Source organism: Peribacillus sp. NPDC101480 (genome assembly GCF_050277335.1).
In the GTDB taxonomy this organism is placed as follows: Bacteria; Bacillota; Bacilli; order Bacillales; family DSM-1321; genus Peribacillus.
Genome location: NZ_JBNNSB010000011.1, coordinates 49,960 through 65,490, shown reverse-complemented (window position 1 = coordinate 65,490; position 15,531 = coordinate 49,960). Strand labels below are relative to the sequence as shown.

Annotated in this window: 14 protein-coding genes; 8 read left to right on the top strand and 6 right to left on the bottom strand. The window is 41.9% G+C overall.

Annotated features, from left to right (window positions below; translation table 11 throughout):
• Positions 1-154 precede the first annotated feature (154 nt).
• The gene (locus ACQKMF_RS24845; RefSeq protein ID WP_260359309.1) at positions 155-1,888 is read left to right on the top strand and encodes an AAA family ATPase; all 1,734 of its coding nucleotides are present in this window, start codon (positions 155-157) and stop codon (positions 1,886-1,888) included.
• Between the two features lie 777 nt (positions 1,889-2,665).
• On the opposite strand, the gene ACQKMF_RS24840 is transcribed toward ACQKMF_RS24845, so the two are convergent.
• The 5 genes from ACQKMF_RS24840 to ACQKMF_RS24820 form a co-directional block, all read right to left on the bottom strand.
• Positions 2,666-2,947: an MFS transporter gene (locus ACQKMF_RS24840; protein ID WP_427575417.1), complete on the bottom strand. Its 282-nt coding sequence runs from the start codon at positions 2,945-2,947 to the stop codon at positions 2,666-2,668.
• Positions 2,929-3,264, bottom strand: a complete 336-nt coding sequence (locus ACQKMF_RS24835) for a 4'-phosphopantetheinyl transferase family protein (RefSeq protein WP_427575415.1) — start codon at positions 3,262-3,264, stop codon at positions 2,929-2,931. Before ACQKMF_RS24835 ends, ACQKMF_RS24840 begins: the two co-directional genes overlap by 19 nt.
• Positions 3,265-3,366: 102 nt before the next feature.
• A complete protein-coding gene (locus ACQKMF_RS24830) occupies positions 3,367-4,815 on the bottom strand; it encodes a DHA2 family efflux MFS transporter permease subunit (RefSeq protein ID WP_402945387.1) in 1,449 nt (482 codons plus the stop codon).
• The gene (locus ACQKMF_RS24825; protein ID WP_402945384.1) at positions 4,812-4,985 is read right to left on the bottom strand and encodes an MbtH family NRPS accessory protein; all 174 of its coding nucleotides are present in this window, start codon (positions 4,983-4,985) and stop codon (positions 4,812-4,814) included. Before ACQKMF_RS24825 ends, ACQKMF_RS24830 begins: the two co-directional genes overlap by 4 nt.
• Before the next feature lie 169 nt (positions 4,986-5,154).
• On the bottom strand, positions 5,155-6,024 hold the full coding sequence (locus ACQKMF_RS24820; RefSeq protein WP_402945381.1) for an alpha/beta hydrolase: 870 nt from the start codon (positions 6,022-6,024) through the stop codon (positions 5,155-5,157).
• Positions 6,025-6,462: 438 nt separating this feature from the next.
• On the opposite strand from ACQKMF_RS24820, the gene ACQKMF_RS24815 reads away from it, so the two are divergent.
• From ACQKMF_RS24815 to ACQKMF_RS24800, 4 genes are read left to right on the top strand one after another with little or no spacing between them, the layout of a single operon-like run.
• Positions 6,463-7,437: an iron-hydroxamate ABC transporter substrate-binding protein gene (locus ACQKMF_RS24815; protein ID WP_427575411.1), complete on the top strand. Its 975-nt coding sequence runs from the start codon at positions 6,463-6,465 to the stop codon at positions 7,435-7,437.
• 22 nt (positions 7,438-7,459) lie between these two features.
• Positions 7,460-8,467, top strand: a complete 1,008-nt coding sequence (locus tag ACQKMF_RS24810; protein ID WP_101225699.1) for a FecCD family ABC transporter permease — start codon at positions 7,460-7,462, stop codon at positions 8,465-8,467.
• On the top strand, positions 8,460-9,482 hold the full coding sequence (locus ACQKMF_RS24805) for a FecCD family ABC transporter permease (RefSeq protein WP_402945372.1): 1,023 nt from the start codon (positions 8,460-8,462) through the stop codon (positions 9,480-9,482). Before ACQKMF_RS24810 ends, ACQKMF_RS24805 begins: the two co-directional genes overlap by 8 nt.
• Positions 9,483-9,497: 15 nt before the next feature.
• Positions 9,498-10,319, top strand: coding sequence for an ABC transporter ATP-binding protein (locus ACQKMF_RS24800; RefSeq protein ID WP_402945369.1), 822 nt, complete (start codon positions 9,498-9,500; stop codon positions 10,317-10,319).
• A gap of 319 nt (positions 10,320-10,638) precedes the next feature.
• Here ACQKMF_RS24800 and nagE read toward each other — a convergent pair whose 3' ends face one another.
• On the bottom strand, positions 10,639-12,549 hold the full coding sequence (nagE, locus tag ACQKMF_RS24795; RefSeq protein WP_427575408.1) for an N-acetylglucosamine-specific PTS transporter subunit IIBC: 1,911 nt from the start codon (positions 12,547-12,549) through the stop codon (positions 10,639-10,641).
• A gap of 299 nt (positions 12,550-12,848) precedes the next feature.
• On the opposite strand from nagE, the gene nagA reads away from it, so the two are divergent.
• The 3 genes from nagA to ACQKMF_RS24780 are packed head-to-tail and all read left to right on the top strand — an operon-like array spanning position 12,849 to position 15,499.
• Positions 12,849-14,027 carry an N-acetylglucosamine-6-phosphate deacetylase gene (gene nagA, locus ACQKMF_RS24790; RefSeq protein WP_427575406.1) on the top strand — a complete coding sequence of 393 codons (1,179 nt, stop codon included), beginning with the start codon at positions 12,849-12,851 and terminating at the stop codon, positions 14,025-14,027.
• Positions 14,027-14,761, top strand: coding sequence for a glucosamine-6-phosphate deaminase (nagB, locus tag ACQKMF_RS24785; RefSeq protein WP_427575404.1), 735 nt, complete (start codon positions 14,027-14,029; stop codon positions 14,759-14,761). Before nagA ends, nagB begins: the two co-directional genes overlap by 1 nt.
• Before the next feature lie 15 nt (positions 14,762-14,776).
• Positions 14,777-15,499, top strand: a complete 723-nt coding sequence (locus ACQKMF_RS24780; protein WP_101225693.1) for a GntR family transcriptional regulator — start codon at positions 14,777-14,779, stop codon at positions 15,497-15,499.
• Positions 15,500-15,531: the final 32 nt, after the last annotated feature.

The following is a 15,531-nucleotide window of genomic DNA, read 5'->3' as shown; positions in this document are numbered from 1 at the left end:
TAAATATTTCTAAATTCCGGACTCTTTAAACTTTCGTAATAAATATTATTTCTTGGCTTTAACATTATTTACCTTTAATTTAAGGCATAAAGACCTATAGATAACATGTTTAAAAATTTTATACTGAATATATATACTTAAAGGAGATGAAAAATTGAACTCGAACTCTAAATTAGTTTCGAAATTGCTGCCGTTCCTGACGGCTCTCATTGTGATAATTTCTGGAATCAGTTGGTATGTTGTTACTCAGTCAAAGGATATGGTCATTCCTTTTTCCTCGGTGGAAAAGACGATTAAAGCCCAAGATGGAGCCCTTGTCACCATTGAAGAAAAAAGAAATGGCACTCTTCACATCTCCACACCAGATGGAGAATACGTTTCCAGTATTCCTCCCAACAGTCAAATGATCAATAAACTTGTCGAAACTTATAACGTTCAATATTCTTTTTCATCAACTAATAAATCAGCATTATGGATTTTAGGCGGATTAATGGCGGCTCTCGTCACAACCGCTGTCATTATACAGAAAAAATCAAAGGGCGGATTGCGGATCGGCAGTAAAAAACAAAGCCTTTCCACCCCAAAGCCCCTGCCAGAGATAACTTTGGATGATGTAGGCGGTTTGCAATCCGAAATCAAACATGAAATCCTGCAGACACTCACTACACTAAAGGAACCTGAGCGTTCAGCTAAAATTGGAATTAAGCCGCCTCAAGGCATTTTATTATACGGCCCCCCTGGAACGGGGAAAACCTTGCTTGCACAGGCAATCGCAAAAGAGCTTGGTGCAAACTTCTTCTCAACGAGCGGTTCAGCCTTCAACGAAATGTTTGTTGGAGTCGGTGCAGCCCGTGTCCGCAGCCTTTTCCAAAATGCACGTAAGCAATCGCCAGCTGTCATTTTCATCGATGAAGTCGACGCATTGGCTGGTAAAAGGAAAGCTCATGGCGGTGAAGAAGGCGAAAAAACGTTAACTGAACTGCTAGTGCAATTGGATGGGGGCCATCCAAATGAAGGGATTTTATTCATTGCAGCGACCAACCGGAAAGATATGCTCGATGAGGCATTTCTACGTCCAGGCAGGATCGATTTCTCTTTCCAAGTTCCACTTCCGGATACACAAGGAAGAAAGGAAATCATCAATATCCATACGAAGGGTAAGCGTCTGGCGACAGATGTCCTTGCTTCCCTGGATGAGTTGGCTGAAAGTACATCCGGTTTCTCCGGTGCTGACTTAAGCTCCCTGTTCGATACTGCATCACGTCATGCCCTGAGGAATGAACAGGATATGATTCGTAAACAGGATCTTGATTACGCCATTGATCGCACGATACTTGGAGCGACATCACGTACCTTGAATGATGTGGATACGAAGCGACGCGTGGCCATCCATGAAAGTGGACATGCCTTGATCGCAGCTTTGACAAAGCCCGGTTCCGTTCGAAAGGCAACCATCATCCCGCGTGGGGAAGCCCTTGGGTATGTAGCGCCAATACCTAAAGAACTCCATCTGGCAACAGCCAGTGAATTGCTTGATCAAGTCAAAATGATTTTAGCAGGCGGCGTGGCGGAAAGAATGTATTTAGGAGAACATAGCATCGGTGTAGGCGGGGATGTGCAGCAGGCGAAACATCTACTTGAACAAATGGTCGATACCGGAATGCTTCAAGATGGATTTACCCTCACCTTTAATAAAGGCGAGAAGGAGCAAAAGATGCAGGAATTATTCACGAAAGCGATTTCTGAAACGGAAATGTTGATTGACTCGAATCGCCTACAGTATGAAGAGCTTGTTGAAGAGTTATTGAAAAAAGAAACACTTGAGGGATCTGAAGTTCAGCGTATCGTTGATGCAGCAGAAATAACCAGCATATGCTCGAATGCATAATACTCTTTTCCGCTGAGTCTTAAGACCTAATATTTAGAGCCTGTTTTCAATAAAACAGGCTCTTTTTTTGACCATATACGGAAGCAATCCGTAAAGCAGAAATGAATGCTGGGAAATTAACCAGATCCTTTACGGTTTTTCCTGCCCTTGCTGCTGCAATCCAAAGAACAATCCTTTCTTGGTTTGTACTTCTTCCCGCATTGACTACATTTCTTTAATTCATATTTTATGTAGGCTGTCCCTTTACAGATCTGGGAACAGTATTTAGCATTTTCATTATAACTTTTAAATCCACGACCACATATCCGGCAAACGAAATTGGCCTTATATATCCTCCATATCACGCTAACGAACATTAGCCTTCTATCAATCTATCTTTTCGTACCGTTGTTGGAACTCCAAGGTCCTCGAACTGTTGTATTTATCCTGAATGAAAATTATTGCCACTGCTGCAATTAAGGCTGGAAGTGCAAAACTGATGAAATTCATATAAATGGGCAACTTTAACTCTATTAATACTCCGCCAATCGAAGGTCCCAGAATGGCACCGAACCTGCCGATTCCAAGTGCCCAGCCAAGTGCTGTCGATTTAATATAAGTTGGATAGAAAGTTGAAATATATGCATTGTTTAATTTGCGATCCTATGGATGCCGCCCCTGCTACTGCAACCAAGAAATATAAAACGGTTGTTCCCGGTTTAAAACAAAGTAAAATTAAACAAATGGCGCCAAACGTAAATAAACTGGATACTAGCGGAATGGCACCTATGAAAAACATCACTGCCAACCTAGATCCGGAATCACTTTCATTCCTAATAGCGACACCAAAATGCCTCCGATCGAATAACCGCTAAACATGACGCCCACCATTATATTTTTAATGGACTTAGGTGAATATTCCGAAGTAAGAACGTCCAACAAGGGAGGATTCCCCCCAAGGCCCAGCCCAGCCGCAAACCGGTAAATGGCAAAATCAACCGGCCCTTGAGCATAACCTGTCAATAACGTAAATGTGCCAAAAAGTGCGACACAAGAAATGATCATTTTCTTCCTGCCCACTTTATATCCACTCCCACTTCTGCATCATGCACGGCACAAACGACATACTCACCGGAATGGGAAATATTATAATGGAACGATGGAAAATTGGATGAAAAAGGCTTCCCAAATGAATTTGTCATCCAATCCAGTCCTTCCTTAACTGGACCGTATCGTTCTTTAATAACAAACCGTACCAACAAAGAACGGTACGCATCATCCAACTTGACGAACCTTTTCACCAGATTTTGCCTTTCGGCTGAAACATGGACAAGCAGCTTATTTAAGTCGGACTCCTCTTTCTTTAGAGGCAATTTACATATATATAATTCAACCATTTCTCCTGCCCCTACTCCTTACTGCAGCAAAATGAAGGGGAGGCCACTGGTTAAAATCACAGTGACCTCCCTCTACCCGATACATTAACTGAATGAGTGAACTTACCCGCTTTTGACCGGTTTTACATCAAGGGAATTAGCCCTGTCCTGTTTCGGTATGGTGGCCTTAAAATCATCCTTCTTTAAACGCATCGCAAATAATAGGGCTATGACGAGCAAAATGGCAGAACCGAAGAGAGCGAATTGATAGGATGATAAGTTAACATGCCCATTCGTTCCCATCGTGTCAGCGCCCGCTGCCCCCAGGATGCTGGCTAGGATGGCGACACCCATCGCAGAGCCAATCCGGTTTTGAACATTGAACAATGTGGCGGCCATCCCCATCGAAGCCGAGTTGATATTAGTGAAAGTGGAGTACTGTATGGCCACAACTGTATGTCCCAAACATACGCCGACGCTAAATAATAGGGCCCGAAGGAACCACGGGTTGGCTGTCGGCCCCACGAGGCTAATCAAGGTATAAATGATGATTGTGCTAAGCAGCCCCAACTGGATCACCTGATGTATGCCCAGTTTCTTTGTAGTCAAAGGCATCATCCGGGATGCCACCATCAAACCTATGGCTTCCGGGAATGTCGTCAGCCCGCTTTCCAAGGCTGAAGCACGAAGCGCACTTTGATACATTAACGGGAACACAAAGAGCATCCCCAATAAGCCGGCCATTGAAAATAATGAGATGATGCCCAATGTCCGAAACAATCGATCAGATAATAAACGCAAATCAAGCATCGGCTGGTCCACTCGCAGTTCCAATAGAATAAATGAGAGAATAAGAACTGCACCGATAATCCCTGTATACATGATAATGGGGGAGTCCCATCCTTTTGATGGACCTATGTTCATTGCATACATCAGCATGGAAAAGCCTGAAGCTGAAAGCAGGAATCCCGGAAGGTCCAACCTGCCAGCCGTAGGCTCTTTATGTTCTTTTAAAAACAGTACACCGATTAACAGGACCATAATCCCGAAAGGAACATTTATATAAAATGCCCAACGCCAAGACAGCTGCTCCGTGAAGAACCCGCCAACGATCGGACCAATGGCTGGTGCGAATGCAATGGGCAGCACAAGGGAACGGGAAACCTTTGGCCGTTCCTCCGGAGAGAACGTTCTGAATAAAATCGCCATTCCCACCGGTGTCAGAATCCCGCCTCCAGCCCCCTGCAAAACCCTGAACAAGTTCAAGGTTTGCAGATTATTGGCAAAGCCGCATAAAAAGGAAGCAGCCGTAAAGACAGCCAATGCAATCAAGAAGATCTTCTTGGTCCCAAATCGATCCCCTAGCCAACCCGCTACTGGAAGGAAGACAGCCAGGCTAACTAAATATCCAATATTAATGCCACTGGTTGAAGAAGGATCTAGGTTAAATTCATTACTGATTGTCGGGAGGATCACATTGACAATCGTCCCGTCCATCGAAACCATGAACATCGCTATGACATAAACGATGCACACTACTATTTTAGGGCCCATTTGTATCCTTGTTTTCATTTTGTTCCATCAATGCTAGCAACTAGTTTTATGTATTTCCAGCAGTCCTCTCGATATATCAATGACCAGCCTTCTGGAATAACCAAAAAGGCGGGCCAAAGGGAATGCCGACCTTCTTCATTTATAAATTCATTGTAGATCCCATTTTCATTCACGAAACGGTTGGTCATCAGTCATTGTCCTCCTTCATAATTTTTTCAAATTCTTGATAGTGAATGTTTATTAGCAATCTCCCAGCCCAACTAATAATGATAATCATTATCAATTGGAACCTACAGGTAATGATATATATTTATAACTTAATGGTCAAGTGCCCTCCACGGATTTACTGAGAAAGACCTATTTCTTACCAGGCACATTTCTCTTCAAAGCAAAACGTATGGCCCTGTTAATCAAAGGCGGCAAAACTGAAAGATGCCCCTCTTCTTCAAACTCCTTGAATTGAACATTCACTCCGCTATCTTTTAAGGATAATCGTTTTGATAATTCCAAAGCATTTTCGTTCATGCCGCTTTTATGGGTGCCCTCCAGTTCACCCACGCCAAGCAATAAGGAAATATCACCATTTCCTTGATTCAATCGGGAAAGAAACCTATCCTCCTCCTCACGGAACCACTTTTTGTTCCAATGGAGAGATGGGCTCCCAGCTATGTATGTTTGGAAAGCATACGGATTTTCAAAAAGAACATATAAAGCGAAAAGACCGCCAAGGGAATGCCCGAAAAGCGTTTGGCTATTGTAATCGACCTTATACCTTTTACCGATTTCCGGTTTTAAATCGTCTTCTATGAATTTCAGAAAGTTTTCCGCCCCTCCATGTGAAGGCCATGGACTTCCGTCTGGTCTTACTGGTAACTCGCTAACCGCAACGGGCAGAGTGAAATCATAATAACGTTCAGAAGAAAATGGTGCATTGGTGGCATATCCAATACCCACAATGATGGCGGGAACCACGCCTGACTTTTCCGGCCGGCGCGATTGCAATCGTACCGCCTCAACCATCGTTCCAAATACCGAATTGGCATCAAGCAAATAAATGACTGGATATCCCGAGGGTGGCGGCTCTTCCAATGGTTTTGATACAAAGATTTGGTATTCACGTTTCCCGGCACTCGACTGCATGGGAATCTGTTGAGTTCCTTTGATCGTAACCTCTGTGCTGGCAGCAGTTTTGTCCATTACGCTTTTGTCCATTTTTTTATGCATCATCTAAATGAATTCCCCCAACCTCTAATACTAGTAATTTTATTCAGGTAATTTTTAAAAGAATATCATTGCACAACACCGATAATGATAATCTTTCTCAATTAATATATCAACATACACCGATAATTTTTCCCTATCATTTTACAAAAAGGAGCTTTCCCACCCCCCTTTCCCCACCGATTTTCAAAGCCTTTTTGACATACCAAAAACATCAATATGGAAAATTATTCTTGAAATAATTGAAAATTAATTATATATTTAATAGCATGTTGAATTGATAATGATAATCGTTATCACTAACACACGTCATTTTGTTAAGCTATTGTTAATTTCAACCGGCAAAGGAAGTGAAATAGATATTCAACCAATAAGGATTTGTTTTCGATCCTATGAAGCAGCGATAAATGATATTTAATATATTTCAAAAAGGGGAATCGACTAATGAAAAAGCAATTATTCGTACTTGGAATGGCAACAGTATTCAGTTTAGGACTTGGAGCTTGCGGCAATGCCGAAAAGACTTCCGAGGATGCTTCACAGAAGAGCAAGGTAACAGATACGGCGAAAAAAGAAGCAAAGACCCAAACCGTCACATATCTGGATAAGGAGTATACAATCCCAGCCAAAGTCACCAGTATCGCCACTGCTAGTTTAGAATCAATGGAGGATGCAGCCATATTAGGGATTAAACCTTCTGGTGTTGTTACTGTAGGTGGAGAAATACCTGAATATTTGGCTAAAGACCTCGAAGGTGCTAAGTCGATCGGTGAAAAAATGCAGCCGAACTATGAAACTATTCTTGGGATGAAACCTGATGTGATCATGTGGTCTTCTAAATCCCCAGCTAATGTGACGGAACAATTGGAAAAAGTGGCACCAACATTCCCTTATTCACATATTTCGACAAATTGGGAAGACAACCTGCGGTTAATGGCCAGCCTTGCCGGAAAAAAAGATCAAGCTGAAAAAATCATCACAACCTATAATGATGACGCCGCAAAAGCAAAACTGGAAATTGGTGAAAAACTGAAGGATAAAAAGGCTTTAGTGGTGAGAATCCGGAACGGCAGCCTATTCCTATATCCTGAGGATGTATATTTCAACCCGGTAATTTATAAAGATCTAGGCTTGACTGTCCCTGAAGAAATTAAGCCTATTAAAGCACAAGAAATGATTTCATTAGAAAAATTTGCAGAACTGGACCCAGATTATGTCTTCTTGCAATTCTCGGAAAGTGAAAATGCACAAAAACCGAAAGCGTTAAAAGATTTGGAAAACAACTCCATTTGGAAGAGCATCACGGCAGTAAAAGACAATAAAGTGTTTGTAAACTCGGTTGACCCCCTTGCTCAAGGTGGAACGGCTTGGAGTAAAACAGCTTTCCTGAAGGCTGCAACGGAAGAATTAGCTAAATAAACAGTAAGGTGCGTTGATTGATATGGCAAAAACAAATTCATTACCAATAATAATTCTTTGTATGGCACCTCTATTGATTTGCTTCTCCATCGTATTATCGATTTTATATGGTGCCAAAAATATAGATTCCATAACGGTATGGAATGCCATTTTCCACTATGACTCTAGTAACGTTGACCATACGATCATTATGGCTTCTCGCTTGCCTAGAGTTTTGGGTGCCCTACTAGTCGGGGCATTTTTAGCCATATCAGGAGCACTCATGCAGGGGATGACAAGAAATTATCTTGCATCCCCTTCAATCATGGGAGTGACGGATGGCTCTGCTTTCGTAATTACACTTTGTATGGTATTTGCTCCAGGTATGTCTTCATTCCAAATGATCCTCTTTTCCATGTTAGGTTCTGCATTGGGAGCCGGAATTGTCTTTGGTTTTGGGTCGCTGCTTCCAAATGGATTATCACCCGTTCGATTAGCCATAATCGGAACTGTGATCGGGACATTTTTAAGCAGTATTTCTGCTGCCATAGCATCCTATTTCCAAATTTCCCAGAATGTAAGTTTTTGGTATAACTCGAGATTGCACCAGATCGATCCCAATGTACTAAAATTGGCGATACCGTGTGGAATGGTGGGAATCATCCTCGCCCTATTCATCTCAAAATCCATTACGATATTATCTTTAGGCGAAGAAATTTCCATCAATTTAGGTCAGCGCACAAAAATAGTAAAAGCTGTGGCCCTCCTTTCCGTCATTTGCTTAACGGGAATCGCAGTGGCGCTTGTAGGGAAAATCGGTTTTGTTGGACTTATCATCCCCCACATCACCCGGTTTTTAATTGGAATAGATTATAAGTGGATCGTTCCATGTGCTGGGGTAATCGGTGCGGTTTTTCTAGCTCTTTGCGATGTCTTGAGCCGGTTTGTTAATTATCCATTCGAAACCCCCATAGGAGTCGTTACTTCCCTGATCGGCATTCCTTTCTTCCTGTACTTAATTAGAACGAGAGGAGGAGAAAAGAATGGATAAGAATACTCGGTGGCGCTTCACCATTACGATGACCATCATTTTATGTTTAATCGTTATTACAAGTTATTTTAGTTTGATATCCGGTACATTCGACATGACCGTCAAAGCTGTCCTTCAGACATTATTCAGGGTGAATCCAGTTTCCGATTTTGATTTGGTCATCTTTGATTTCAGGCTCCCCCGCATTGTGATCGCCGGTTTGGTGGGAGTGAGCTTAGGAATTGCAGGGACTGTCATTCAAGGGGTTACGAAAAATGGCTTAGCCGATTCCGGTATTCTCGGTATTAATGCCGGTGCTGGTACGGCCATTGTCATTTTCATGTTTTTCTATCAAGGTCAAAACAGCGGCTCGGACTGGTTCTCCATTATGAGTTTTCCGCTATTCGGTTTGGTAGGCGGGCTTTTGGCAGCCCTATTGATTTTCCTTTTCTCTTGGAAGAATGGCACCCTGGACATGGGCCGCCTTTTACTGACCGGAATCGCCATAGGCTCGGCATTTGGTGCCCTTTCCTTATATTTATCATTAAAAATGAAGTCAACCGATTTTGAAATGGCAACGGTTTGGCTTTCAGGAACGATATATGATGCGAACTGGAAATACATCGCATCGATGTTACCATGGATGATAGTCCTGATTCCGATTATTAAGAAAAAGGCGTATTTACTGGATTTGTATCAGTTGGAAGAATCGAGCGTTAAAAGTTTGGGGGTTTCAGTAGAAAAGGAAACGATCATCCTTTTACTCTGCAGCATCGGATTGGTGGGCGCCTCCGTTTCAGTATCGGGAAATATCGGATTCGTAGGTTTAATGGCTCCCCACATAGCAAAGCACCTTGTAGGTATCCATCACAATCAGGTAATTCCAGTATCGGGAGCAATTGGCGCATTGCTGGTGATCGCATCCGACTTTATCGCAAAAACCGTTTTTGCACCGGCTGAATTGCCAGTTGGGATCGTCATCTCAATTATTGGTGTCCCATATTTTCTTTATTTACTAATTAAAGCTAAATCGTAGAAGGAGAGATGATCAGTGAGTATTCTCCGCATGGAAAATCTAGAAACGAATTACGAGAAATTCACGGTGTTCAAAGACTTGAACTTGGAAATAAAAGAAGGCCTGGTCACTACCATCATTGGTCCTAATGGCTGTGGTAAATCCACATTACTGAAAACGATAGGCCGCATTCTAAAGCAAAAGAGCGGAAGCGTTTTTTTACAAGGTCAGGATTTACATAAGATCCATACGAAGCAGATTGCCAAGCACTTGGCTCTACTTCCCCAAAACCCGGTTGCTCCAGCCCAATTGAAGGTAGAGGAGCTTATTTCATATGGAAGGTATCCGCACCGCAATAATGTAAATAAATTAATGAAAGAAGATAAAGAAACGATTGAATGGGCCATGGATATCACCAAAACCCTTTCATTTAGAAACCGGGAGATCACAAATCTTTCCGGTGGTCAAAGACAAAAAGTTTGGCTAGCGATGGCTTTAGCACAGAAAACGGAGATTTTATTATTGGATGAGCCGACCACCTACCTTGATATGGCTCATCAACTGGAGGTTTTGCAAATAGTTGAAAAGCTTAATAAAGAACAAAAAATAACGACTGTCATGGTGCTGCATGATATTAACCATGCGTCCCGGTTTTCACATGAAATCATAACGATGAAGGAAGGAGAAATCGTTAAAATCGGTACCCCCACCGAAATCATTACACCTCCCGTTTTAGAAGAAGTCTTTCGTATTCATGCAAGGGTCATGATAGATCCTGCCAATGGGGCACCCGTTTGTTTTGGTTATGACAATTTATCACAGCAAGAAGTATATAAAGAAGCCGTTTCATCCAATTGAAAGGTGTGCTTCTAAAAGTGGTTCGGAAAACGTATATTTCATCAAATGATATTCCCGAATCAACTGACCCAAACCAACTCCTCAAGTTCGGTTTCCATCTGAATTTTAAAAACATAGTTGATTGGAGCGAATGTGTGAGACTCAGCAGGCGCAAGCCAAGGAGGCTCCACGATCGCCCGCGGAAAGCGAGTTTCTTGAGTGAAATCAACATCCAAATTGTACAAGCCATAAAAAAAACTGCAGGCAAACTCGCTTTTCATTGAGTTTGTCCACAGTCTAAAGGGATGTCGACAATGTCGACATCCCTTTTTTGATAAATTTATAGTTTTTCCAACTTGATGATATCTGGTGTATTTTGTTTCTGGATCCCTGACTTTTGCAATTTCACTGCCGTTCCTTCAGGTAAGTTAGTGAATATAATAGGAGTGACCGTTGATGGGGCATTCCGTTTTATGAAATCTAAATCAATTTCCAAAAGAGGTGTTCCTTTTGTTAGTCTTTGACCCTCTTGTACAAGAGATGTAAACCCTTCTCCATTTAATTTAACTGTATCTAAACCAACATGGATCAAAATTTCCAGACCATTATCCATTTTCAATCCCAGTGCATGATTTGTCGGGAAGATACTTAGCACTTCCCCATCGATTGGGGATACTAGTTTTCCGTTGACTGGCTCGATAGCAAAGCCATCCCCCATCATTTTCATAGCAAACACTTGATCGGGAACTTGTTCTATCGGTAAAACCGTTCCTTCAATTGGAAGGACAAAGTCATTTGCACCCAAAGCTTGGTTTTCCTCTACTATATCCTCTGCCACTTGTGCAGATGGAACTGCTTTCACTTGGCTTGGGTCGACGCCATTCTTGACAAGTTGTTTCATTGCATTTGCAACGAATTCAACATTCGTTCCAACAATGACCTGCACACTCGATTTATTCAACTTCATGACACCGCGCGCACCATGCCGTTTTAAGGCTGCTTCATTCACATTTCCTGAATCGGCCACATTTAAACGCAAGCGTGTTGCACAGTTATCAATTAGCTTTATATTCTCTTTACCGCCAAGATCTTGAATGAAAAGCGATCCCATATCGGTATATTTATCCCCTGTTTTCACAATAGTTTCTTCTTCCACTTCTTCCTCATCGTCTTCACGGCCAGGTGTTTTTAAATCCATGACCTTGATGACAAAATAGAAAATCACGAAGTAAACTGCCGCGTATACTAAGCCAATCGGTATTAACCATAGCGGTTTTTGCGCAATACCAAAGTTCAAGAAATAATCAATGGCTCCTGCGGAGAATCCAAAACCATGATGGATATCCAATATAACAGCAAGTGCCAGGGAGACCCCGGTTAAAAGGGCATGTATTACATATAACACCGGTGCGATGAACATGAACAGAAATTCAATCGGTTCAGTGATTCCTGTAAGGAAAGAAGTGAAAGCTAACCCAACAAGCATCCCCGTCACCAATTTACGTTTCTCTTTCTTTGCAGCTGCAATCATCGCTAATGCCGCAGCTGGAAGACCGAACATCATGATCGGGAAAAAGCCTGTCATGAAGGGCCCAGCAGTCGGGTCCCCTGCGAAGAAACGATTTATATCACCTGTTGCTCCATTGTACTCACCAAAGACGAACCAAACCATACTATTCAAGACATGATGCAGGCCTACTGGAAGCAATAAGCGATTCAAAACGCCGAATACGCCGGCACCCAATGCCCCTGCACCTGTAATCCAGTCACCAACACTATTGATTACATCTTGAATCGGCGGCCAAACAAAACCGAATATTGCCGCAAGTATAATCATCGCAAGCGAAGTGATGATCGGGACGAATCGTTTCCCTGAAAAGAATCCAAGCCATTCAGGGAGTCTTATGTCGGAGTATCTATTATATAGAAAAGCGGCAACTATACCGGATATAATACCGCCTAAAACAGCCATGTTGATATCTTTATTAATCGCTTGTGTACCATTCGTTAAAACAAAGTAACCAACAAGACCTGCCAATGCCGCAGCACCGCTTCCATCTTTGGATAATCCAATCGCTATACCTAAAGCGAACAATATGGCAAGATTATCAAAAATGGCTTGTCCCGAGGCAGCCATAAATGGAATATTGAGTAAATCCGGTTGCCCTAAACGAAGCAATAAAGCCGCTGCTGGCAAAACAGCAATCGGTAACATTAAAGCCTTACCTATCTTTTGTAAAAAATTTAACATCGAACTCATCTCCCTTGTTCCTAACTTCTTTTGATTCAGCAGAACGAAAAGACGTATAAAGCGTTTTCATTTTATCAATATAATAACTTTTCTTTGGCTTATACTAGCACAGAAAATATATAGATGTCTATACCAATTCACTTAAAAATATACTATTTCCTTCGAAAAAAAAGCAAAAAATGCTTTTTTAATCCTGATATATCCCAACTGGTCTAGACAACTTTTAATAAAAACGATAAAATGAGGGCAAAATATATTGACTCATTCATTAAGTTTTACTTTCATAAAGGAGATTATGTATGAAAACATTCATTATTAATAATCTAATAGTTCATAGCGAAAAGGAAACATACAAAAATGGGTATATTAAAGTCGTAGATGGAAAAATTGCCGAGGTTGGTCCAGTCAGCCAATACAAACAGGATGATGATGCCGAGGTAATTACTCTTTCACCAAATTATCAGGTAATTCCCGGTGCGATCGACATCCACATTCACGGAGCATCCAATTCCGATGCAATGGATGCCACACATGAAGCATTATCCACAATGGCAGAGACTCTTCCCAAAGAAGGAACCACCAGCTTTCTGGCCACTACAATGACTCAAACTGCCGAAGCCATTGAATCAGCACTTCTTAATGCTGGTAAATATATCGAAAATCAATCTCAAGAACACGCTGAAATAATTGGAATCCATTTAGAAGGTCCTTTCATATCACCGGTCCGTAAAGGAGCGCAGCCTGAAGAGCATATCGTTGACCCTGATGTCACTCTATTTAAAAGGTGGCAGGAAATGGCCGAAAATCAAATCAAGCTTGTAACGCTTGCTCCTGAACAACCAAACGGATTAGATCTTGCCGCTCACTTAAAGGCAACTGGCGTCGTCGCTTCCATTGGACATTCAGATGCAACATATGACCAAATCGATGAAGCAATCCAAGCAGGGACTACCCACGTTACACATCTTTATAATGGGATGCGGGGACTCCATCACCGTGAACCCGGTGTTTTGGGAGCTGCTTATCTTCGAGACGAGCTATATGTTGAACTTATTGCTGACGGCATTCATTGCAGGCCGGAAATGATCAAGCTGGCATATAACCAAATTACCAGCGAACGAATGATCTTGATAACGGATTCGCTTCGTGCCAAATGGCTTGAAAAGGGAACCTATGATTTAGGCGGTCAGCCTGTGTATGTTAACGAAACGAAAGCAACGCTTTCAGATGGTACACTAGCCGGCAGTATATTGAAAATGAACGATGCCATCAAGAACACAATGGAATATACCGATTGTTCCATGACTGACATTATAAAAATGACGGCGGAAAACCCTGCCAAACAACTTCGGATTTTTGACAGAAAAGGAAGCATCCAGGTCGGCAAAGACGCCGATCTTGTAATATTGAATGACCGCTTGGACGTTGAAATGACGTTCTGCAGAGGAAATATAGCTTTTAAAAAGGAGAATGTATAATGAATATCATACAAGTGCAGGACTACATGGAAATGAGCCGGACAGCCGCAGAAATAGTGATCGGAAAGGTCAAAGGAAATCCTAATATCAAATTGGGCCTTGCAACAGGCGGTACCCCTAAAGGAATGTACGATAATTTGATTGAAGATCACGTGCGCAATCATACATCTTATGAACATGTAACGTCTTTTAATCTTGACGAGTATATCGGTTTAAAACCAAATGATCCAAACAGTTACCATTATTATATGAATGACTCCCTATTCACTCACATCAATATAAATAAAGAGCGCACTCACCTGCCAAATGGCACAGCAGATGACACCAACGGAGAATGTAAACTGTATGATGAAATGATAGATTCCGTCGGAGGGATCGATCTTCAGATACTTGGCATTGGGCAAAATGGCCATATTGGTTTTAATGAACCTGGAACTTCCTTCACATCAGGAACACATGTCGTGACACTCGAGGATTCAACGCGCCAAGCGAATGCACGTTATTTCGATTCCATAGACGAAGTTCCTACACATGCCGTTACGATGGGCATTTCAACAATCATGAAAAGCAAAGAAATTCTGCTGTTGATATCTGGTGAAGAAAAAGCCGAAACACTGAAGAAATTGATACACGGTGACATTTCAGAGGAATTCCCTGCATCTATCCTAAAAAAACATAATAATGTTACAATTATCGCAGACCAAAAAGCGTTATCCGGAGTATTAATACCCTAAAAGGAGCGAAAGTCGATGATTGATAAAAACTCACCTCTTCCGATTTATTTTCAAATCGAAGAACAAATAAAAAGACAAATAGAAAACGGTGAGTTCCAAGCGCACGATGCCCTTCCATCTGAACGTGAATATGCCGAGCAATTCGGAATTAGCCGGATGACCGTCCGGCAAGCCATAAATAATTTGGTGAATGACGGATACTTATACCGTCAAAAAGGAAGGGGAACCTTTGTCGCCGATAAGAAGTTGGAGCAGCAGCTCAATGGGTTGACCAGTTTTACCGAGGACATGAAAGCCAGGGGTTTGAACCCAAGCAGTAAGCTGCTGAGCTTTGAAATCATTCCGGCCGATAAGAAGATTGCCAGTGAATTGCACATTTCCCTTTATGCTCCCGTTTATGAAATAAAACGCATTCGGTTGGCTGATGATGTTCCAATGGCGCTCGAGACCGTGTACATGTCTGCCAATTTAATTAAAGGATTAACGGAAGAAATCATTAACCTTTCTCTTTACCAATATGTGGAGAACTACGTTAAACTTAAAATAGACTATGCTACACAAACGTTGGAATCATCGATTGCTTCTGAATTAGAAGTCACCCATTTAGCGATTCCAAAGCACTCACCCATATTATTCATTCAAAGGCATACGTTCCTGATAGATGGAACTCCCCTTGAATATGTTAAATCGGCTTATCGTGCGGACAGGTATAAGTTCAGTATCAAAATAAGCAGATAAAATTGATTATTTTCAATCGGAGGGTGTCACAT

Coding starts and splice junctions, on each gene's coding strand:
- nagA (WP_427575406.1), top strand. CDS start 12,849: ATGAAAACATTCATTATTAATAATCTAATAGTTCATAGCGAAAAGGAA.
- ACQKMF_RS24835 (WP_427575415.1), bottom strand. CDS start 3,264: ATGGTTGAATTATATATATGTAAATTGCCTCTAAAGAAAGAGGAGTCC.
- ACQKMF_RS24780 (WP_101225693.1), top strand. CDS start 14,777: ATGATTGATAAAAACTCACCTCTTCCGATTTATTTTCAAATCGAAGAA.
- ACQKMF_RS24820 (WP_402945381.1), bottom strand. CDS start 6,024: ATGATGCATAAAAAAATGGACAAAAGCGTAATGGACAAAACTGCTGCC.
- ACQKMF_RS24825 (WP_402945384.1), bottom strand. CDS start 4,985: ATGACCAACCGTTTCGTGAATGAAAATGGGATCTACAATGAATTTATA.
- ACQKMF_RS24830 (WP_402945387.1), bottom strand. CDS start 4,815: ATGAAAACAAGGATACAAATGGGCCCTAAAATAGTAGTGTGCATCGTT.
- ACQKMF_RS24805 (WP_402945372.1), top strand. CDS start 8,460: ATGGATAAGAATACTCGGTGGCGCTTCACCATTACGATGACCATCATT.
- ACQKMF_RS24810 (WP_101225699.1), top strand. CDS start 7,460: ATGGCAAAAACAAATTCATTACCAATAATAATTCTTTGTATGGCACCT.
- ACQKMF_RS24815 (WP_427575411.1), top strand. CDS start 6,463: ATGAAAAAGCAATTATTCGTACTTGGAATGGCAACAGTATTCAGTTTA.
- nagB (WP_427575404.1), top strand. CDS start 14,027: ATGAATATCATACAAGTGCAGGACTACATGGAAATGAGCCGGACAGCC.
- nagE (WP_427575408.1), bottom strand. CDS start 12,549: ATGTTAAATTTTTTACAAAAGATAGGTAAGGCTTTAATGTTACCGATT.